Genomic DNA, 18,498 nt, shown 5'->3' on the forward strand with positions numbered 1-18,498 from the left:
ATGAATGCTTGATGCTGTCTTGATGAGAAGGCTAGGGGGTAGCCATGAAATGCTGATGACGTCGTCTAGCCAACTTGCATAGATGTCTAGCCGAACTCGTCATGCACGCCGAGCGCCCCTGAACAGCGCGCGTACTCTTGTGGCTTTTCATGACAATTTGATGCCAGAAAAACTTTTAAATAATGACATTCGGTGCGTGTGCCGGCGTATTTATTGGAACACTGCAGACAACTTCCCTCGCATCGCAATATCACGCGATGTGCCCCGTGTGCACAGGATTGTGAATGCCGGTAAGCATCTACAACGATTTATGACTTATCGATGCCCGATGCTTATCGATATCAATGGCATTCGAAAACAGTGATCTGCGAAATCTTACTGTGTCGTCATCATTCTCGCTTTCGTGAGAATGACATTAAGGAATGATTACGCTACGGACGTGTGTAAGCGTTTGCATCAATCGCTTAAAACGCGCGCTCACCATGTACCCATACATTGCGCACGATCGGCAAGCCATCCATCACGCGCATACGCACTACATCCGCGCGCAAGCCGGGCTTGAGCTGCCCGCGATCTTCGAAGCCCAGCGCCTTGGCCGGATTGCGGCTGACCGTGGCCATGGCGCGCGGCATCGACCAATCTGCTTGCGTATGCAACAGAAAGGCACCGTGCAACAGGCTGGCCGGCACATAGTCCGAAGAAAGCATGTCGAGGCGATCGGTGCGTGCAAGCTCCAGCGCGGCTACGTTGCCGGAGTGCGAACCGCCGCGCACGACGTTAGGCGCGCCCATCACCGTGCGCAGACCGTGCGAATACGCAGCGTCGGCGGCCTCCTGTGTAGTGGGGAATTCGGAAATGGTCACGCCGATGCGTTGCGCGTGACGCACTTGTTCGGTATCGGTGTCGTCGTGGCTGGCCAGCACCATCTTGTGCTGCTTCGCCAAGGTGAGCACGGCGCGCTCGTGTCGGGCACTGTAGGTGGCCTGCTGTTCGGCGCGGCGTTTCACCACTTCGGCGAATTCCTCCTCCGTCCAGCTCATATGGTTCTTGCTGTAATACTTGCGGTACTGCTGCAGATCGCGGTACTGGCGTTGGCCAGGCGTGTGGTCCATCAGCGAAACCAGCCGCACACTGTCGTGATGCAGCAGTGGTTCCAAGGCTTCGAGCAAGCGCGGATAGGCCAGTTCGCAACGTAGATGCAACCAATGATCTGCGCGCAGGGCTCCGCTGGCTTGACCTTCAAGAATGGCGTCATAGGTGCTGCGCAGCGTTTCGATGCGCACGCTTTCCTCTTCCAGGTCACCCACCGACAACGCGTCGAATACGGTGGTGATACCGGCGGCCACCACCTGTGCATCGTGTGTAAGCACTGCCGGCAGCGACGGCCACAGCACACCGGCGCGGGGCATCAGATGTTTTTCCAGGTTGTCGGTGTGTATTTCGATCAGGCCCGGGATGATGTAGTCACCCTCGCAGTCGATCGCGCCCGGCGATGGCGTACGACCTTCGTCGATCATGCGGATCATGCCGTTGCGGGCGAACAGGCTGCCGTGGATGACCGTGTTGTCGAGCACGATGCGTGCGTTGGTCAAGACTAAATCGTTCATGGAGTTCTTATGCATAGAAGAAAGAGAGTTAAGCGGCTTCCAGCGCCTGCATGGTAAAGAGGCGCGTGGCGACTTGGTCGCGCATGGCTTCGTCGTGAAAGATGCCGAGCACCGCGGAGCCGGCGGCGCGAGCTTCAGCGAGTAGTTCTGCCACTACGGCGCGATTGCCGGCATCAAGCGAAGCTGTGGGTTCGTCCAGCAGCAGGATGGGGCGCGGCACAATCAGTCCGCGAGCGATGTTTACTCGCTGCTGCTCACCACCGGAGAACGTGCCGGGCGGCAACGCCCACAGGCGTTCGGGAATATTCACCCGACGCAACATGGCGGCCGCGCGTTCGCGTGCTTCGTGTTCATCCATGCCGTCGCGCAGCAGCGGCTCGGCCACGATGTCCAGTGCGGATACGCGTGGAATCACGCGCAGGAACTGGCTGACGTAGCCAAGTGTGCGCCGACGTACATCCAGCACTTCGTGTGGCGTCGCGCTAGCCAGATCCAGCCAGCGATCGTCGTGGCGCACGTACACGGCGCCGCCACTCGTCCGGTAATTGGCATAGATCACGCGCAGCAGCGTGCTTTTTCCCGCGCCGGAGGGGCCGGATAACACCACGCATTCACCGGCGTGCAAACTCAGGTTCACACCACGGAGCACATTGAGATGCGCGCCATGCTGCTGGTGCAATTCGAACGACTTGCCAAGGTCGCGCAGTTCAAGCATCAAGGTAGCGGTCATGTGGTCAACACCGATGAAACGAGCAATTGCGTATACGGATGCTGCGGATCGTCCAGGATCTGGTCGGTAAGCCCAGTTTCCACCACGCGTCCGCCTTGCATCACCATCGTGCGCGCTGCCAGCAGGCGCGCGACGGCCAGATCGTGCGTCACCATCACGGCGGCCAGGTCCAGCTCGTGCACCAATCGGCGCAGCAGATCCAGAATGCGCGCTTGCACCGATACATCCAATCCCGCCGTCGGTTCATCCATGAACACCAGACGCGGATGGGTCACCAGCGTGCGTGCAATTTGCAGTCGCTGTTGCATGCCGCCGGAAAAATCGGCCGGCATGTCATCAATGCGCGCAGGATCGATTTCCACACGCTCCAGCCAGCCGCGCGCGATGTTGCGCAAGCGGCCATAGTGACGTTCGCCCAGCGCCATCAGACGTTCGGCTACGTTTGCACCGGCGCTCACGTTCAAGCGCAGCCCGTCGCGTGGATTCTGTGTGACGAATCCCCACTCCTGACGGGCAAGCCGTCGACGGTCCGCTTCATTCAAGCTGCCGACATCCAGCCATGCGCCGTCGCGCTGCCGGTAGCGTACCGAGCCGGACGTGGGCGCGAGCTGCGCGGCCAGCGTATTGAGCAAGGTAGATTTGCCCGAGCCCGATTCACCCACGATACACAGCAGTTCGCCGGGATACAGATCGAAACTCACGTCTTCGCAGCCTACGCGCTGGCCGTAGCGGTGGCCGAGCGTGCGCACTTTCAGCAGCGCGTTCATGCCTGCGCCTCCGTGCGTTGGCTGCAGAAATCCGTATCTGAACACACGAACATGCGCGTGCCCCGATCGTCCACCACCACTTCATCCAGGTAGCTTTCGCCCGAGCCGCACAACGCGCAGCGTTCATCCCATTGCTGCACGTCGAACGGATGATCTTCGAAGGCCACGCTTTCTACGCGCGTATACGGCGGAATGGCATAGATGCGTTTTTCGCGTCCGGCGCCAAACAGCATCAGGGCCGGTGAGTGATCCAGCTTGGGATTGTCGAATTTCGGAATAGGCGAGGGCGATGTCAGGTAGCGTCCATCCACCAGCACTGGATAGTCGTAACTGGTCGCAATGCGCCCGTAGCGGGCGATGTCTTCGTAGAGCTTGACGTGCATGAGTCCGTAATCGGCCAGGGCGTGCAGCGTGCGTGTTTCGGTTTCGCGTGCTTCCAGGGTGCGTAGCGGTTCGGGCTCCGGTACCTGGAATACCAGGATCTGATCCTCGCGCAGCGGTGTTTCAGGAATACGGTGGCGCGTCTGGATCAGCGTGGCTTCCGCCGTACGCTCAGTGGTGGCGATACCCGCCACGCGCGCAAAGAAACGACGGATGTTCACCGCGTTGGTGGTGTCGTCCGCGCCTTGGTCGATCACCTTCAGTACGTCGTCCGGCCCCAGCAAGGCAGCGGTGACCTGGATGCCGCCGGTGCCCCAGCCGTAGGGCAGGGGCATTTCTCGGCTGCCGAACGGAATCTGGCAACCGGGAATGGCCACTGCTTTGAGCAGGGCGCGGCGCAACATGCGCTTGGTGTCTTCGTCGAGGAAGGCGAAGTTATAGCGGGGCGTCATGCGTGCAAACCTCCCGCTGCGTGCAAGGGTTGCTCGCCGCTGTCCGCAGCTTGCTGCTTTGCAAGCGTGCGCAACAGCGACAGCTCGGCTTGGAAATCTACGTAGTGCGGTAGCTTGAGATGTTGCACGAAGCCCGAGGCTTCCACGTTGTCTGAATGCGACAGCACGAACTCCTGATCTTGTGCCGGTGCATGCGCCGTTTCGCCCAGTTCGTCGCAGCGCAAGGCGCGGTCTACCAATGCCATCGACATGGCCTTGCGTTCGCCTTCGCCCATGCTCAATCCGTAGCCTCGCGTGAATTGCGGCGGCACGCCGTTGCCGCCATGAAATTGGTTGATCATCTGGCACTCGGTGACGGTGATGCTGCCGATCTCGATCGAAAAGCCGAGTTCCTCCGGGCAAATACACACGTCCACTTCGCCCATGCGTATTTCACCCGCGAAGGGATGGCTTTCCGCATAGCCGCGTTGCGTGGAATAGGCCAGGCCTAGCAAATAGCCTTCGTCGCCGCGCGCCAGGTTCTGCAGGCGTGTGGCGCGGTCGGCCGGAAACGTAAGCGGTTCGCGGGTGAGATCGAGTGGTTCTGGATCGCTATCGGCATCCGCCGGCTCAATCAAGGCTTCGGCTTCCAGCAGATCCAGCACGCGGGGCATCTCGGCGGGCAAAGGAGCTTCGGCGGATGTCGTCGCAGTCGGCGGTGTTGTATCGAAATCCAGCAGGCGCTGCGTGTAATCGGCGGTAGGCCCAAGCACTTGGCCGCCGGGAATGTCCTTGAAGGTGCCGGATACACGGCGACGCACGCGCATGCCATCCGTCTCAAGCGGTAGCGTGTAGCCAAAGCGCGGCAACGTGGTGCGGTAGGCGCGCAGCAGAAAGATCGCCTCCAGCATGTCGCCCGCTGCCTGGCGAATAGCCAGCGCGGCCAGTTCCTCGTCGTACAACGAACCTTCCTGCATGACGCGCGCTACGCCCAGGCGCAGTTGTTCGCGGATCTGCGTCAGCTCCAGTTCCGGCACAGCCGGATCGCCGCGCCGCGCTTCGGCCAGCAATTCCAGCGAACGGGCAATAGCTTGCTCGCCCCCTTTCACGGCTACGTACATTCAATGCTCCAGCAAACGGGTGGTACGCGGCAGCGCCAGCACGTGCTGCTCAGCCACGAAAAACATGTCGATACCCAGCGGAAAGCTTTCGGCCAATGCCGCGCGCTGGGTCCAGAAATCGGCAGGCAAGCCTTCGATATGCAGCATTTCCTGGTCGCGGATGCCTGGGCCGGCCACACACACGCCGGCTTCGTTGCGAAAGCCTTGCACCTGCACAATCAGGCTGGTGGAGCGATCCGGATAACGCAGCTCGCCTTGGGCAAAGGACTGCAGCGACGGCATCGCATCCGGCGCAGTGATCAGTGCAAAATCCGCCTCTTTCGCAGTCTGTGCCACGCGCAGACCAGTGTGGAAACGCAGGTGCTCAAGCGCATTCCCCACAGGCTGCTGCAGCCACAGCGCGGTGGCTGCATCGCAGAGCGTAAGCAGTATCGCCATGGCGGCTGGCGCTACCGATTCAGGCGCGGGTGGCAGAACGGGTAGCGCGCGAGGTACGGCGGGGCGGGCCATCGCCTGCAGCAGTTCGCGGAAGGTGCGCTGGCTGTCGAAAACCGGATTAGCAAACGCGGCAAGCATCAATCACCCCGCACCACGGTAAAGAACTCCACCTTGCTGGCTGCCGCCTTGCGGCTGGCCGTATCCCTCCGGGCCTGCAGCGAGCGCAGAAGGGGTTCCAGCAGTTCTGTGCGCAGACGCGCATGCAAGCTCGGATCTTGCAGCAGCGCGTCGGCCAAGGCCGCCAGTTCGGCGTGCCGTGCGTGCGTGCCGCGCACCCAGGCGTGTCCGATGCGTTCGCCGATCTGCACGCTGCAGCGGGTCACGGTGATCTCGCCGAAATTGAACTGCGCGCCGTTGCCGCCCATGCGTCCGCGCAGCATGTACAGGCCGGTTTGCGCAGGGCGCAGCCAGGCAGCATCGACGGGCGGCGCAAGTTCTTTCATGGCCAGGGCCAGTTCGTCTGGCTCCGACTGCGCCAGCAACGACATCCATTGCGAACGCGCCAAGTGGGGGGAGGTGTCCATAGGTGTTCCTAGGCTTGTCACAAATGTCTAGTTATCTAGACAGGTGCGGGCGCCACTTGGCGCCCTTCGAACGGCATTCCAGCAGGTCAGCATGCCGTTCCCATGACGACGAATAGACAGGTTGAGGACGTGGTATGGCTGAAATCGAACGAGGCCGGGGCGTTGCGCTCTGGAGCCAGATCAGTGGCATCCTGGCCGATGACATTCTCAAAGGGGCGCTGCGCCAAGGTGAGCAACTGCCATCCGCGCAGGAGTTGGCGGTGCGCTTCAACGTCAACCGCCATACCGTGCGCCGTGCCGTTGCTGCGCTGGAGCAGCGCAACCTGGTGCGTACCGAGCAGGGTCGCGGCACCTTCGTGCAGGAGCACGCGCTGGATTACCCCATCAGCCGGCGCACGCGCTTCACTCAGAACATGCGCAACCTCAACGTGGAAGCGGATATCGAAGTGCTGGAGGATGCGCGCGAGATCCCGCCACCACAGGTGGCGCAGGCGCTGTGCATGGATCGTCACGCCTATGCCTACCGCATCGAAACGATCAGCCGTGCCGACGGACATATCGTGGACTACAGTACGGCGTATTTTCCTGCTGCGCGGTTTACCGGCCTGCCTTCGGTATACCGTCGCCTGCGATCGGTCACGCGGACGCTGGAAGAATTCGGTGTCATCGACTACGAGCGCAAGCACACGCGCGTGTCTGCACGTCTGCCCGACGCGCACACCGCGAGATTGATGAAACAGGCGACCAACCGGCCGGTGCTCTACGTGCAATCCATCAATGCCGATACACGCGGTGTGCCGGTGCAATATGGCATCACGCGCTTCTCCGGCGAGTGGGTGCAACTTGTGTTGATGGCGGATGGCTGATGCGTTACGCGGTCTATTTTTGTCCGGCGCCGGACAGTGCCTTGCATGCGTTCGGAACCGAGTGGTTAGCGACTACTGTTGTGCCGACTATCGCGCCAGAACGGTTGCAGGTGCTGCTCGCCGACGTGCGGCGCTACGGCTGGCACGCCACGCTCACTGCGCCGTTCGAGCTGGCATCGCATGCAAGCTATGATGACTTGCATCGTCGCATCGCCGATATTGCCGTGTACACACCGGCCTTCGAGTTGCCGCTGCAACTCGACACACTGGCAGGCTTTCTCGCGCTGCGGCCATGCGGCGATACGCAAGCCGTCGATGCATTGGCCGCGCAATGCGTGCGCGATCTAAACACATTACGTGCGCCCATCACGCAAGCTGCGTGGGAGCGGCGGGCTGAAACACTGGATGACACGGAGCACACACTGTTTCGCCAATACGGCTATCCCTATGTGCTGGACCGTTATCGTTTCCATTTGACGCTTTCCGCGCCTGCTACTGCAGAAGAAGAACAAGCCTTGTGTGCATACCTATTGCCCAAGTTGGGCCACGCCCCTTGCGCGCGCATCGACGCTCTCACCGTTTGCCGTGAGCCGATACCAGGCGCAGCGTTCGAGCAACTCGTGAGCCTGCCGCTGAAGGCCGCGGCATGAACCAAGGGCGCTTGTATTACGTCATGGGACCTTCCGGCGCCGGCAAGGACAGCGTGTTGGCCTGGGTGCGGCAACACGGCGCGACGCACAGCGTGCTGTGCGCGCATCGCTATATCACTCGGCCAGCACATGCTGGTGGCGAAAATCATGTGGCATTGAGCGAAGCTGAGTTCCACTCGCGCGAACAACGTGGCCTGTTCGTGCTGAGCTGGCAGGCGCATGGCCTGCACTACGGCATCGGCAGCGAAGTGCTGCATTGGCTGGAGCATGGTATGGACGTGCTGGTAAACGGCTCACGCGCAGCGCTCGCGCTTGCACGCCAGCGCTTTGACAACTTGCAGCCGGTGCTCATCACGGCCAGTGCGGAATGCATCGCGCAACGACTTGCTTTGCGCGGACGCGAAACGGAGGCGGATATCGCTGCGCGGTTGCACCGTGCTGAGGCTTATTCTGTGCCGTCTGACAGTGTGGTTATTCGGAATGAAAGCAGCGTTGAGGAGGCGGGGGCGGTGTTGTTGCGGGCGATTTGCGAGGGGCGCGGTTCTAGTGGGGGCGTCCCCAGTGGAAACGTCTCACATCTCGATATGCAAATCCTTTTCTGATTAGCGTCTCGCCTCAGCTGGGTGTGTCGTGTTGTTGTGGCATTGCCTGCGGCGCTTCCGGTCGCGAAGCGCCCGGGTCACTTTTCTTTGCTGGCCCAAAGAAAAGTAACCCAAAGAAATGGCCTAAAAGGCTCACAGCATGAGTAAGGTAAAAGCCTGAACGCCTATGGCTAGATCGAAGGTTGCTCGCCCATGGTTCAACGCCCCCGCTATACCGCGAGGCGTCGGAGCGCTGAGGACTTAAAGCAGATCGGGCAGAGCTCAGCAAAGCTCAACCTATCGGCAGGCTCGCTTTAAGCCCTCAACGCTCCGACGCCTCGCGGTATAGCGGCGCGGTAGAAGCTTGGCCCGCCAACGATCAAAGCTAAGGCGTCATCCTTCAAGCTTGTAACCTATGCAATGCCATGAGCTCTTCAGGCCATTTCTTTGGGTTACTTTTCTTTGGGCCAGCAAAGAAAAGTGACTCGGGCCCTTTAGGGACCGAAAGCGCCGCAGGCAATGTCCCAACAACACAAAATGCCCAGCTGAGGCGAGACGCTAATCAGAAACCCTTTTGCTTGATCTTTGATCCAGCCTCACGCCGCAGCAGCGACAGGCACCGACAGCCGCGCCCGCCGCGCCTTCTCGTAAAAATACAGCGCCGACACCAACGTAATCAGCATGCCGATGCCTGACAACGTCATCACCGTCTGCGCATAGAACGATGCCCAAGACAAATGCATGCCGCCGAATTCCTTAACCAGGATTATCGCCACGCTACCCATATAGCCGCTGCTATCGGCGATATACATGATGAAGCCGACATTGCCGCCAACACGGAACGTCGCCAGCATGCGTTCGAAGAAGGTGGCGTTATACGGCACGTAAGCCAGATACAGACCGAAACCGCTTAGGCCAATCCAGCCCAGTGGATCGATCATGGCGTGGTTGTGCATCCAGGTGGCTAACACGGCGATGCTGAAGCCACCGAAGATCAGTACGTGATTGAGCATCAGCGCCCTGAGGTTATTGCGCACAATCATGGTGAAGGCTGTGATGATCAACACCGCAACAGCGATCGGTGCTTCAGTCTCAGTGAACACCGAGGCATCGCCGCCGTGGCCGAGATCGCTCCATATTTCCGCTGCGAAATTGTCACGGAAATCGCGCGTGATGGTCAGCGCCACATAGGCCATCACGATCATCGCGATGCCGGGCAGGAAGCGTGCCAGGAAGGCGCGCCGCGTAGCGGCATCCATCGGCAAGCGCACACTGCGCGCGGCCACATCGGCAGCGTCCGGCGCAGGCAGGTGTTCCAGTACCCAGACTGCCAGGCACAGCGGTGCGATGAACAACAAGCCGGTGGTGAAGGGCATCCAGAATTCACTCACATGCCAGTGCACCATCAACCACATGCCGACGGATTTCACCACGCCGGAGCCCACGATAAAGCTGGCACACATGCATGCACCCATCATCTCGGTGCCGCGGCGTCCTTCCAAATATCCGAAGATCACGCCCCACACCATGCCTAGCGGCAGGCCGTTGAGGAATAGAAACGGGATATTCCACGGCGCTGGAATCAGCGCGAAACCCAACAGCGCGATCCATGAGAAACCGATCAAGCAGACGAGTGTGCGTGCGCGATGCTGGCGCTGGATCTCGGCGATCCAGGTAATCCCGCGCACCTTGCTCAGCATGTATCCAAAAACCTGTGCGATGACCAGCCACACCTTGTAATCGATGCCGCCGACGTGAAGGCCATCGAAGGATGCGGCAGTGAACGGTTTGCGAAATGCATACATCGACGCATAGGCCAGAAACGCCGCGCTGCCGGCCAGCAGGTTGATCATCAAGGGATGGCGGTAAAGACGCGACGCAATGAACACGGAAATATCCGGTAAACCGCTGAATGGCGATGCCGGCAGAGTGGACGTGTCAGGTTACAGCGGCGTGGCGATCGCTAGGCGCGGGAACGGGAAAGGTCTAGAGCGGTTTGAGCTCTGGTCACCCTGTGAAAAGCAGTTCCCTCCCCTGCTTGCAGGGGAGGGGTACACCTATTCAGTGGCGCATGGCTGATGAGAAAGCCTTGCAACAAGGGACGTTCAGTGCGGTGGCTCGGTCGTGCTCGGCAGCCCGTTTTCCATATGCCCGCACAAACGGCGTGACCAGTTGCTCAAGCCTGCAACGATCGCCTTGAGGTCGTACCAGTTCGCGCTGCTGCTCAGATTCCAGGTGTCGTTAACGCTGCCGCCTGCAGGCACGGTATAGGTGCGCATGTCGGAGGCGTTATAGCCGTTGGTGACCGTCATCGAGCAACTGCTGGTGCCAGCATTGCTCATGGTCAGCGTGACCGTGCCGGCGCTCGGGTTGTAGCTGATGGCAGTTTCCGGCATGACAGCCGCCGACTTGGCGCTGCCCTGGTAATGACGCATGAAACCGTTCGGTCCGTGCACTTCCAGCGCGTAGGTTCCGCCGTTGAACACGCTGCCGTTCCAATAATCGGAAACGGACGCATTGGTGCCCACCGTATAGGTCCACGGGCCGGTGCTGCTGCTGCGATTGAATGCATAGACCTGAAACACCACGCCAACCGTACCTGTATTGATGAAGTCGATATCGAACTGGTTGGCGGACGTGTTGATGCTGCCTTGCGCGTCTATCGTGTAAGGCAGCGCGCAGGCCGGGTAAATGCCGGTTTCGGCGGTCGGCATGGTTTGTGTCTTCGGCACCGTTGGTGCCGGCAAGGTGGAACATTCCGTGCTCGATTGCGATACGTAGTTGCTGGTCGACGGCAGGCTTGGCCAGTTCGTGTTGCTGCCGCTGAAATCGAAGGCGGCGGTGAGATCGCCGCAGACTGCCCTGCGCCATGCGCTGATGTTCGGTTCGGTCACGCCGGTCCATTGCTCCAGAAATTGCAGGACCGAGCTGTGATCGAAAACCTGCGAACACACACGGCCGCCGTAGGTCCAGGGAGACACGATGATCGCTGGTACGCGGTAACCCAGTCCGATCGGTGAGGCATTGATCGTGCTGCCGGATTCATTGACCGTGCTCAGTTCGCCCGACGTGCTGACGGTGGACTTGCCGCCGGTGATGGATGACGGTGGGCACGGCGGCGGCACATGATCGAAGAAGCCGCCGTTTTCATCGTAATTAAGGATAAAGACCGTGCTGGCATATACGCTGGGATTGGACGCCAGTGCGGCCACCAGTTGAGCGGTGAGGTTTTCGCCATCCGGCGGTTGATAGTTCGGATGCTCCGACAGCGACGCAGGTGCGACGACCCATGAGACCTGCGGCAAGGTGTTGTTGGTGACGTCGTTTTGGAAGGCCGTCACGATGTTCGACACGGTCGCCATGCCCTGGTCGTACAGCGCGGAACCGGGCGCGGCGTTTTTGAAATTGGCGAACCACGCCAGTGCGTTGTCGTCGAAATTGTCGCTCTGCTGGTAGACCTTCCAGCTCACACCGGCCGACTGCAGGCGTTCGGCATAGGTAGTCCAGGTCCAGCCCGAGCTGGATTCGGTGTCGTCCAATACAGGCGAGGTACCTACCGAAAGTCCGTTGCTGCCGGTGAACAGGAACAGGCGATTCGGATTGGTGTCGGTGAGCGTTGAACAGAAATACTGGTCGCAGACGGTGAAGCTGTCGGCCAGTGCGTAGTAGAACGGCAGGTCGTTGCGGTTGTAAAACCCCATGCCAAGCCCCGGCGAACGCGCCGTATTCCATGCATTGAACTTGCCGCCGTTGTTGATGGCCGTGTCGGTGGTGAAGCCCATCGAGGATGCGCTGATGCAGGTGGCGTTGGTCTTGGTCGTATCCAGATGGAAAGGCAGGATGTAGTTGCTCTTGTACGGCTGATACCACACGTTGTTCCCCGTGAGCGTGGTGCTGGGCAACGGCGCCGGCACGGGATCGTTGAAGCCGCGCACACCGGGGCGGCTGCCGAAGTAGTGATCGAACGAGCGGTTCTCTTGCATGAAGATCACCACGTGCTTCACATCGCTGATGGTGCCGGTAACCGTGGCGGCCGGTGTCGCCAGCGCTTTGCGTATGGCTGGTGGCAGCATCGACATAGCTGTCAGTCCACCCGCGGCGCCGGCCGTTACCTTCAGGAATCGCCGACGCTTGATATCGTCGATCTCGCTCATACACCTCTCCCCAGCAAATGGCCGGCCCACGCCAGCCCCTGCGTAGCTCAGCGCGAAGCTGTTGCAGCGACTTGCCAGTGCGACGACAGCGAGCAGACGGGTGATAGATGGGTGGAGGAGCCTGTCACTTGTCTTCGACAGGCTGAACCATGCTTCACGTGGCGTGCACACGCGCGTGGCTCGTGCATAAAAAATCCCGGCACAGGCCGGGATTTCCATGCATACAGCGCACGAGTTCTGGTGGTGGTCCAAGCGTGGCCTCAGCGGAAGCTGATGATCGTGCGGCCGAGCCAGTTGGCGAAATCGTCGTACCGAACGCGTTGCAACTGGCCGCCGACACCCGCCGGCCAGGGATCACGCACCAAGAGCGTGAAGTTATTGCCGTTGTCTTCGTAACCGTAGACCACGTAATAGTGGATCGCCGTGCCAATGATGACGATCTCGCCGGCATCGATGTCGGCGCGAAAATTCTCTTGGGTGTAATTGGCCTCGAAATGGCCGCCGATGTCATTGGGATAGATCGCGCCCCAATTGGTGCGGATCAATTGCACGCGGGCGCTGTTGAGGTTGGCTCCGCCATTTTCCTGTTGGTTCGCAAGCAGGTCATACGTCGTTGCGCTGTTCCATTGTTCTAAGGTCGGTTTTGCCCCGGCATCGACCAAGCGGATCACGCTGGTGCGTGCAATCTCATACTGGCTTGGAGTGGTCAGGCCGTAATAGTTCCGGGCCATCAATTCCGCTGCAGCAAAGCACCAGGCTGGTGTTTCCTGTGCAATCAGGGCAGGCGGGTTGGGTACGGTGTTTGGCATGAGCGTCTCTCCTGTGTGATGGGGCACGCAAAAGGACGTTCGACTGCGCAGGATGTGAACACACGCAAAAAAAATCCCGGCTCATTGGCCGGGATTTTTCATGCACACATCGCATGTAATGTTTGGCAGTGGGCTTGTTGGGTCACCAGTGATAGATCACTTTGGTGTAATAGTAGCGCCCATTGAAGCCCGCGGGTGAAAAATTTGAATACGGGATGGTGCCGTTAACATTGTTCGCGGCGATGGTCTTGTCCGGATAGCTGTTGGTGGCGTTGTCCACGCCGAGCGTAAACGTCCAATTGTCCAGGTTGTAACTGCCTGCCACGTCCAGCACCCACTGTGGACTGTAGGTTTGATTCAACAGGTACGAACTGTTGCTGTACGACGTGAAGCTGCCATAGCGGGTGAGGTTGCCGTTGAACACCCACTGGCCCAGCGTGTAGTTCTCGTTGAGAATCAACTTGCTGCGTGGCGTTGAGTTGGCCAGCAGGCCTTTGACGTCGCGGTACGTCACACGCTGCAACTGCAGGCCCAGCGCATTCAGTTGCTCCGGATTAGCGGCTACGTGCGTGACCTGCGTGCGGTTGTAGTTGTAGCTCAAGGTGCTGTTGAGCACGCCCGCGTTGCCAAAGTCGGAGCGGAAGCTTGCGACCAGATCGCCGCCCTGGGTGCGCGTGTCCACCGCATTGGTGAAGTACTGCGCCGAACTGAATGCCACGTTGGTGACACCGTTCGCGGCCAGATAAGCCACCACGGCCGGTCGATTGAGGCCGCTCAGCGTGTTTGAAAGCACGACGCGGTTGTAGACGTTGATCTGGTACACGTCGAAGGTCAGCGTGAGCGGATCAATCGGATTGAACACCGCACCCACGGTGTAGTTATGCGAGCGCTCCGGCTTCAGCGCCTGCGCGCCCAGCAACTGCGCGACCTGATTGCTCACCGGCAACAGGCCGGTCTGGTAGATGCCTGGTGCAACGCCCGGGCCTGCGCTGCTCGGCGTGAGATACAGCGAGCCGATCTGCGAATAGTCTTCTTGGGCCAAAGAGGGTGCCCGGAAGCCGCTGGAGACACTTCCGCGCAACGCGAAGCGTGAGGTGAAGTCGTAACGGGCCGCCAGCGCGCCGGAGACGGTGTTGCCGAAATCGTTGTAGTCCTCATGGCGCACTGCAAACGACGTGCCCAGCTTGTCGGTGAGGTTGGTTTCCAGGCTTACGTACTGCGCTACGTCGCTGCGGCTCCATGAGCCCGTGTTCACCGGACTGTAGCCGCTGAAGCCCTGCGAGCCGCCGCTCACGCCGGAAGTGCCTACGTAGTAGGAGCTCGGATCGCCAGCGCTGATCTGATACGTATTGCGCTGATATTCCGCACCGAACGCAAGCGTTACTGCATTCGGCAGCCAGCTCAGGTTGAAATCCTTCGCGATGTCGACATCCGCCAACTGCTGAGCGGAAGAGACCACCCCATCGAAGAAGCTGGTGGGCGTGTAGCCGAAGTCGTGCAGGAAGGCGTAGTTGGCGGTGTGAATGGTATCGAGCGATACGCGATTACCGCCGTAGTTGGCGCTCACGTCCCAGCGCCACCCACCGCTGGTGGTGCCGCGCACGCCGGCGACCAGCGATTGATCGGTGCTGCGCGCCTGCAGCAGCGGCTGATAACCGCCTGGATAGAGCGCAGTAAGCAGCGACTTCACCGAAGACGGATAGCCGTATGGATTGCGATACAGCTCATCGGAAATCGCATTGCGTGAGCTGTAGCTGCCGAACGCGTAAAACTGGATGTTGTTGGTGATGTCGTACTGCGAGTTAAGGAACAGGCTGTGCTGGCTCACGGTGGGATCGCCGAACACCTGCCTGCGGCCCAATTGCGGGTAGCGGATATCCGCACCGCCGTGATTGGTCTCATCTTGATGCCCGTCATCCAGGCTGATGCGCAGCCAACCTTTGTCCCCATTCAACGGTATGCCGAAGTTGGCCGAACCCTGCCACTGCTTGCCGCCGCCGCGCTGGAAGCGACCGCCATCAAGTTCGACTGAGCCACCCTGTGCGCCGTGCTTCAAGATGATGTTGATCACGCCCGCGAGTGCGTCGGAGCCGTATTGCGCAGAAGCGCCATCGCGCAGCACTTCAATGTGATCGATCGCGGAAAGCGGAATGGTGTTGAGGTCCACCGGCGCTGAGCCGCGGCCGATGGTGCCATCCACGTTCACCATCGCGCTGGTGTGCCAGCGCTTGCCGTCGACCAGTACCAACACTTCATCCGGCGCAAGGCCGCGCAACTGCGCGGGGCGTTGCGAGTCGGTGGCATCGGTTGCAGCGGGGCGCGGGAAATTCAGTGACGGAATCAAGCGCGCCAAGGCGGTGGAAAGTTCGTTGGTGCCGGTGCTCTGCAGTGCGGAGGCGGGCACTACGTCGATCGGTGATAACGACGTGCTGTCGGTGCGGTTCTGCGCGCGTGTACCGGTGACGATCACCGCTTGCAGATTCTTGGGGTTGCTGGGCTGAGTCGAGTTGCTGCTCTGCGCTGTGTCCTGTGCCGCTGCGGCAGAACCGAAAGCGAGTAGCAGCGAAGTGGTGAGTAGGGTGAGGGCGTAGCTGTTCTTGTTGGACCGCTGGTGATTGGGCCGGTTGTTGTCGTTGTTCATTGCGGAAAGTTTCCCCTAGCGTATGACGTGCTGCTTTGCAGCAAGTCAGATTAGTGACAATGTCGTCCGCCCCCAACGGACGATTGAGGCGAGCCATAGTCCAAATGGAAATATCCATGTCGAACATGCGCTTGCCACATAGCTACGGCTGTCCCCGGCCGTAGGCATCCCCACGCTTGCGTGTGCTGCATGGCGAGCATCGACGATGTATGGCGATCCTTCAACTCGTAAGCCGTGATGCCAATCCCAGCTTGCGTCCTTGCGCTGTATGGCGGGCTCCCTAGGCGGGTCGGGGAGCACGCTCTAAGATGCTCCGGCTTGAGGTGATCGTCGGCATGGCCGGCGGTTGAAACGGGAATCCGGTGCGCCGTCTGCGCGGCCATGCCGGAGCTGCCCCCGCAACGGTAAGCGAGCAAAACGATCCACACACCGCCACTGTGCCATGTGCATGGGAAGGCGTGGATCGGAAGGCACCAGCCTTCGCTCGCGAGCCCGGAGACCGGCCTCATGTGAAACCGGACAGGCGGAGGGCCGTGTCGGGGCCGCTTCATCGCCGGTGCCGCTGCTGTTTTCCTCCTGCTACTTGAGATGCCTGGCTTACGCCAAGGCATGCGGAGGGAATATATGAGCGACCATCCATCGCGCGATGCCATGACACCGGAAGAGCGCTATCGCGAGCGCATGCAGCGCAAGAAAGAGTTGGTCGATCGCAAAATTGCGCGCGCCACCATTGATCGCGGCGTGCTGGTGGTGAATACCGGCAACGGCAAGGGCAAGAGCTCTTCCGGTTTTGGCATGCTGGCCCGTTCGCTAGGTCACGGCTTCAAGTGTGGCGTGGTGCAGTTCATCAAGGGCACTTTCTCCACCGGAGAGGAAGCCTTCTTTCGCCACTTTGCCGGCGACCAGCTCGACTACCACGTGATGGGCGAAGGCTTCACCTGGGAAACGCAGGACAAAGCGCGCGATATCGCTGCAGCGCAGGCGGCATGGAACATCGCTGCGGGCATGCTTAGCGATCCCGCGTACGACTTCGTATTGCTGGACGAACTCAATATTGCGTTGGTGAAGCAATACGTGCAGTTGGAGCAGGTACTCGCCGCCGTCACCGCGCGACCGCCACGCCAGCATGTGGTGATCACCGGACGCGGTGCACCTGATGGCCTCATCGCCGTCGCCGACACGGTGACTGAGATGCGCGTGGTCAAGCATGCATTCGATGCAGGCATCAAAGCGCAGAAGGGCATCGAGCTGTGAGCGTTCGCCGTTGCCCCGCCTTGCTGGTTTCCGCACCTGCATCAGGGCAGGGCAAAACATCGGTCACGGCAGCACTTGCACGTTGGCACACGCGGCAAGGGCGACGCGTGCGCGTGTTCAAGACGGGGCCGGATTTTCTCGACCCGATGGTGCTGGCCCGCGCTGCGGGTGGTCCGGTTTATCAGCTCGATCTGTGGATGTGCGGCGAAGCGGATGTGCGCAAACGCCTGTTCGATGCGGCGGGTGAGGCCAATCTGATCCTGGTGGAAGGCGTGATGGGCTTGTTCGATGGCACACCTTCCACCGCCGATCTCGCACAGCAATTGGGCCTGCCTGTGCTCGCGGTCATCGATGGTTCGGCCATGGCGCAGACCTTCGGCGCATTGGCGTGTGGCTTGGCGAGCTATCGCGAAGGCTTGTCGATGTACGGTGTGGCAGCCAATCGCATCGGCAGTGCGTATCACGCGCAACTGTTGAAAGAGAGCCTACCCGCCTCACTGCATTGGCTGGGTGCGTTGCCGCGCGAAGATCGTCTCGCTTTGCCTGAACGGCATCTTGGTTTGGTCTCCGCAGGCGAGTTGTCTGATATCGATGCGCGGCTCGATGCGCTGGCAGAGGCCTGGTCGCAGCATGCGGCGACCGAGCTACCGCCATCTATTGCTTTTGAGGCGCCGACGTTCGACGCCGTTCCGCCGCTGCTGCAAGGCCGGCGTATTGCGATCGCGCGGGACGACGCATTCTGTTTTCTCTATCCAGCGAACCTGGATCTGCTGCGCGAAGCGGGCGCAGAGCTGCGTTTCTTTTCTCCCATTGCAGGCGATGCGTTGCCCGAGTGCGATGCAGTCTGGCTGCCGGGTGGTTATCCGGAACTGCATCTGCAGGCTTTGTCGCAACGGCATGATCTCCATGCAGCGCTGCGCGAGCACCGCGATGCCGGCAAGCCCATGCTCGCTGAATGCGGCGGTCTGCTGTTTGCGCTCGATGCGCTGGCCGATCGAGAAGGGCATACGGCGCAGATGGCGGGTCTGCTATCCGGACATGCGGCGATACAACCCCGGCTTGCTGCACTGGGTTTGCAAGGTGCCAGCTTGCCTGAAGGCGAATTGCACGGGCACACATTTCATTACGCTCACGCATCCATCGATGCGCAACCACAGACACACGCGTTCAATCCAAATCATGGGCCGTGCAAAGAGGCGGTTTATCGCGATCGCCGTATGACGGCCAGCTTCGTGCACTTTTACTTTCCATCCAATGCGCACGCTGCATTGCGGTTGTTCCTGCCATGAGTGCAAGGTTTATGGGGAACTACACGCTCCCTCCCCTGCTTGCAGGGGAACATGCTCACTTTTCCCATCCTGCAAGCAGGATGAGGTGGGGTGGGATAAACACTTGCCTCAAACCTTCAACTTTCCCGCAAGTGTTCATCCCCTCCCAACCCAATGCACCGAACTTAAGGAGAGTCCCTACTTGTCGTCATTCCA

The 18,498-nt window shown here is 60.3% G+C and carries 16 protein-coding genes and 1 riboswitch; of the genes, 5 read left to right on the forward strand and 11 right to left on the reverse strand.

Annotation, left to right across the window (positions count from 1 at the left end):
• Positions 1-464: 464 nt before the first annotated feature.
• The 7 genes from QQJ86_RS10365 to phnG are packed head-to-tail and all read right to left on the reverse strand — an operon-like array spanning position 465 to position 6,059.
• Positions 465-1,622: an alpha-D-ribose 1-methylphosphonate 5-triphosphate diphosphatase gene (locus tag QQJ86_RS10365; RefSeq protein ID WP_284320862.1), complete on the reverse strand. Its 1,158-nt coding sequence runs from the start codon at positions 1,620-1,622 to the stop codon at positions 465-467.
• Between the two features lie 13 nt (positions 1,623-1,635).
• Positions 1,636-2,337 (reverse strand): phosphonate C-P lyase system protein PhnL, encoded by a 702-nt coding sequence (gene phnL / locus QQJ86_RS10370; protein WP_284320863.1) that lies wholly within the window; start codon positions 2,335-2,337, stop codon positions 1,636-1,638.
• Positions 2,334-3,104, reverse strand: a complete 771-nt coding sequence (phnK, locus tag QQJ86_RS10375; protein WP_284320864.1) for a phosphonate C-P lyase system protein PhnK — start codon at positions 3,102-3,104, stop codon at positions 2,334-2,336. The genes phnL and phnK overlap by 4 nt, the downstream gene beginning before the upstream one ends.
• Positions 3,101-3,937 (reverse strand): alpha-D-ribose 1-methylphosphonate 5-phosphate C-P-lyase PhnJ, encoded by an 837-nt coding sequence (locus tag QQJ86_RS10380; RefSeq protein ID WP_284320865.1) that lies wholly within the window; start codon positions 3,935-3,937, stop codon positions 3,101-3,103. The genes phnK and QQJ86_RS10380 overlap by 4 nt, the downstream gene beginning before the upstream one ends.
• The gene (locus tag QQJ86_RS10385; RefSeq protein ID WP_284320866.1) at positions 3,934-5,037 is read right to left on the reverse strand and encodes a carbon-phosphorus lyase complex subunit; all 1,104 of its coding nucleotides are present in this window, start codon (positions 5,035-5,037) and stop codon (positions 3,934-3,936) included. The genes QQJ86_RS10380 and QQJ86_RS10385 overlap by 4 nt, the downstream gene beginning before the upstream one ends.
• On the reverse strand, positions 5,038-5,613 hold the full coding sequence (gene phnH, locus QQJ86_RS10390; protein ID WP_284320867.1) for a phosphonate C-P lyase system protein PhnH: 576 nt from the start codon (positions 5,611-5,613) through the stop codon (positions 5,038-5,040).
• Positions 5,613-6,059: a phosphonate C-P lyase system protein PhnG gene (gene phnG / locus QQJ86_RS10395; RefSeq protein WP_284320868.1), complete on the reverse strand. Its 447-nt coding sequence runs from the start codon at positions 6,057-6,059 to the stop codon at positions 5,613-5,615. The genes phnH and phnG overlap by 1 nt, the downstream gene beginning before the upstream one ends.
• A 134-nt stretch (positions 6,060-6,193) precedes the next feature.
• On the opposite strand from phnG, the gene phnF reads away from it, so the two are divergent.
• Genes phnF through phnN form a run of 3 tightly spaced genes read left to right on the forward strand, consistent with a single transcriptional unit; the run spans position 6,194 to position 8,177 of the window.
• Positions 6,194-6,925, forward strand: a complete 732-nt coding sequence (phnF, locus tag QQJ86_RS10400; protein WP_284320869.1) for a phosphonate metabolism transcriptional regulator PhnF — start codon at positions 6,194-6,196, stop codon at positions 6,923-6,925.
• The gene (locus QQJ86_RS10405; protein ID WP_284320870.1) at positions 6,925-7,575 is read left to right on the forward strand and encodes a DUF1045 domain-containing protein; all 651 of its coding nucleotides are present in this window, start codon (positions 6,925-6,927) and stop codon (positions 7,573-7,575) included. The genes phnF and QQJ86_RS10405 overlap by 1 nt, the downstream gene beginning before the upstream one ends.
• A complete protein-coding gene (phnN, locus tag QQJ86_RS10410) occupies positions 7,572-8,177 on the forward strand; it encodes a phosphonate metabolism protein/1,5-bisphosphokinase (PRPP-forming) PhnN (RefSeq protein ID WP_284320871.1) in 606 nt (201 codons plus the stop codon). Before QQJ86_RS10405 ends, phnN begins: the two co-directional genes overlap by 4 nt.
• Positions 8,178-8,752: 575 nt before the next feature.
• On the opposite strand, the gene QQJ86_RS10415 is transcribed toward phnN, so the two are convergent.
• From QQJ86_RS10415 to QQJ86_RS10430, 4 genes are all read right to left on the reverse strand, one after another.
• Positions 8,753-10,045, reverse strand: a complete 1,293-nt coding sequence (locus QQJ86_RS10415) for a DUF5690 family protein (protein WP_284320872.1) — start codon at positions 10,043-10,045, stop codon at positions 8,753-8,755.
• 216 nt (positions 10,046-10,261) lie between these two features.
• Complete coding sequence (locus QQJ86_RS10420) at positions 10,262-12,310, reverse strand: phosphocholine-specific phospholipase C (protein WP_284320873.1); 2,049 nt, start codon at positions 12,308-12,310, stop codon at positions 10,262-10,264.
• A 260-nt stretch (positions 12,311-12,570) separates the two neighbouring features.
• Positions 12,571-13,119 (reverse strand): cysteine peptidase family C39 domain-containing protein, encoded by a 549-nt coding sequence (locus QQJ86_RS10425; protein WP_284320874.1) that lies wholly within the window; start codon positions 13,117-13,119, stop codon positions 12,571-12,573.
• Between the two features lie 142 nt (positions 13,120-13,261).
• Positions 13,262-15,760, reverse strand: a complete 2,499-nt coding sequence (locus QQJ86_RS10430) for a TonB-dependent receptor plug domain-containing protein (protein ID WP_284320875.1) — start codon at positions 15,758-15,760, stop codon at positions 13,262-13,264.
• 304 nt (positions 15,761-16,064) lie between these two features.
• Positions 16,065-16,282: riboswitch (cobalamin riboswitch) on the forward strand.
• A 129-nt stretch (positions 16,283-16,411) separates the two neighbouring features.
• On the opposite strand from QQJ86_RS10430, the gene cobO reads away from it, so the two are divergent.
• Both cobO and QQJ86_RS10440 read left to right on the forward strand, forming a co-directional pair.
• Positions 16,412-17,014 carry a cob(I)yrinic acid a,c-diamide adenosyltransferase gene (cobO, locus tag QQJ86_RS10435; protein ID WP_284321007.1) on the forward strand — a complete coding sequence of 201 codons (603 nt, stop codon included), beginning with the start codon at positions 16,412-16,414 and terminating at the stop codon, positions 17,012-17,014.
• A complete protein-coding gene (locus QQJ86_RS10440; RefSeq protein ID WP_284320876.1) occupies positions 17,011-18,303 on the forward strand; it encodes a cobyrinic acid a,c-diamide synthase CobB in 1,293 nt (430 codons plus the stop codon). The genes cobO and QQJ86_RS10440 overlap by 4 nt, the downstream gene beginning before the upstream one ends.
• Positions 18,304-18,498: the final 195 nt, after the last annotated feature.

The organism is Dyella acidisoli, from assembly GCF_030160295.1.
Taxonomy (GTDB): Bacteria; Pseudomonadota; Gammaproteobacteria; order Xanthomonadales; family Rhodanobacteraceae; genus Dyella_B; species Dyella_B acidisoli.

Excerpts from the sequence above, each read along its gene's own strand:
- QQJ86_RS10430 (WP_284320875.1), bottom strand. The coding sequence starts at position 15,760 with ATGAACAACGACAACAACCGGCCCAATCACCAGCGGTCCAACAAGAAC.
- QQJ86_RS10425 (WP_284320874.1), bottom strand. The coding sequence starts at position 13,119 with ATGCCAAACACCGTACCCAACCCGCCTGCCCTGATTGCACAGGAAACA.
- phnN (WP_284320871.1), top strand. The coding sequence starts at position 7,572 with ATGAACCAAGGGCGCTTGTATTACGTCATGGGACCTTCCGGCGCCGGC.
- QQJ86_RS10385 (WP_284320866.1), bottom strand. The coding sequence starts at position 5,037 with ATGTACGTAGCCGTGAAAGGGGGCGAGCAAGCTATTGCCCGTTCGCTG.
- phnK (WP_284320864.1), bottom strand. The coding sequence starts at position 3,104 with ATGAACGCGCTGCTGAAAGTGCGCACGCTCGGCCACCGCTACGGCCAG.
- QQJ86_RS10420 (WP_284320873.1), bottom strand. The coding sequence starts at position 12,310 with ATGAGCGAGATCGACGATATCAAGCGTCGGCGATTCCTGAAGGTAACG.
- cobO (WP_284321007.1), top strand. The coding sequence starts at position 16,412 with ATGACACCGGAAGAGCGCTATCGCGAGCGCATGCAGCGCAAGAAAGAG.
- QQJ86_RS10365 (WP_284320862.1), bottom strand. The coding sequence starts at position 1,622 with ATGCATAAGAACTCCATGAACGATTTAGTCTTGACCAACGCACGCATC.
- QQJ86_RS10380 (WP_284320865.1), bottom strand. The coding sequence starts at position 3,937 with ATGACGCCCCGCTATAACTTCGCCTTCCTCGACGAAGACACCAAGCGC.
- QQJ86_RS10405 (WP_284320870.1), top strand. The coding sequence starts at position 6,925 with ATGCGTTACGCGGTCTATTTTTGTCCGGCGCCGGACAGTGCCTTGCAT.
- phnH (WP_284320867.1), bottom strand. The coding sequence starts at position 5,613 with ATGCTTGCCGCGTTTGCTAATCCGGTTTTCGACAGCCAGCGCACCTTC.
- phnL (WP_284320863.1), bottom strand. The coding sequence starts at position 2,337 with ATGACCGCTACCTTGATGCTTGAACTGCGCGACCTTGGCAAGTCGTTC.
- phnG (WP_284320868.1), bottom strand. The coding sequence starts at position 6,059 with ATGGACACCTCCCCCCACTTGGCGCGTTCGCAATGGATGTCGTTGCTG.
- phnF (WP_284320869.1), top strand. The coding sequence starts at position 6,194 with ATGGCTGAAATCGAACGAGGCCGGGGCGTTGCGCTCTGGAGCCAGATC.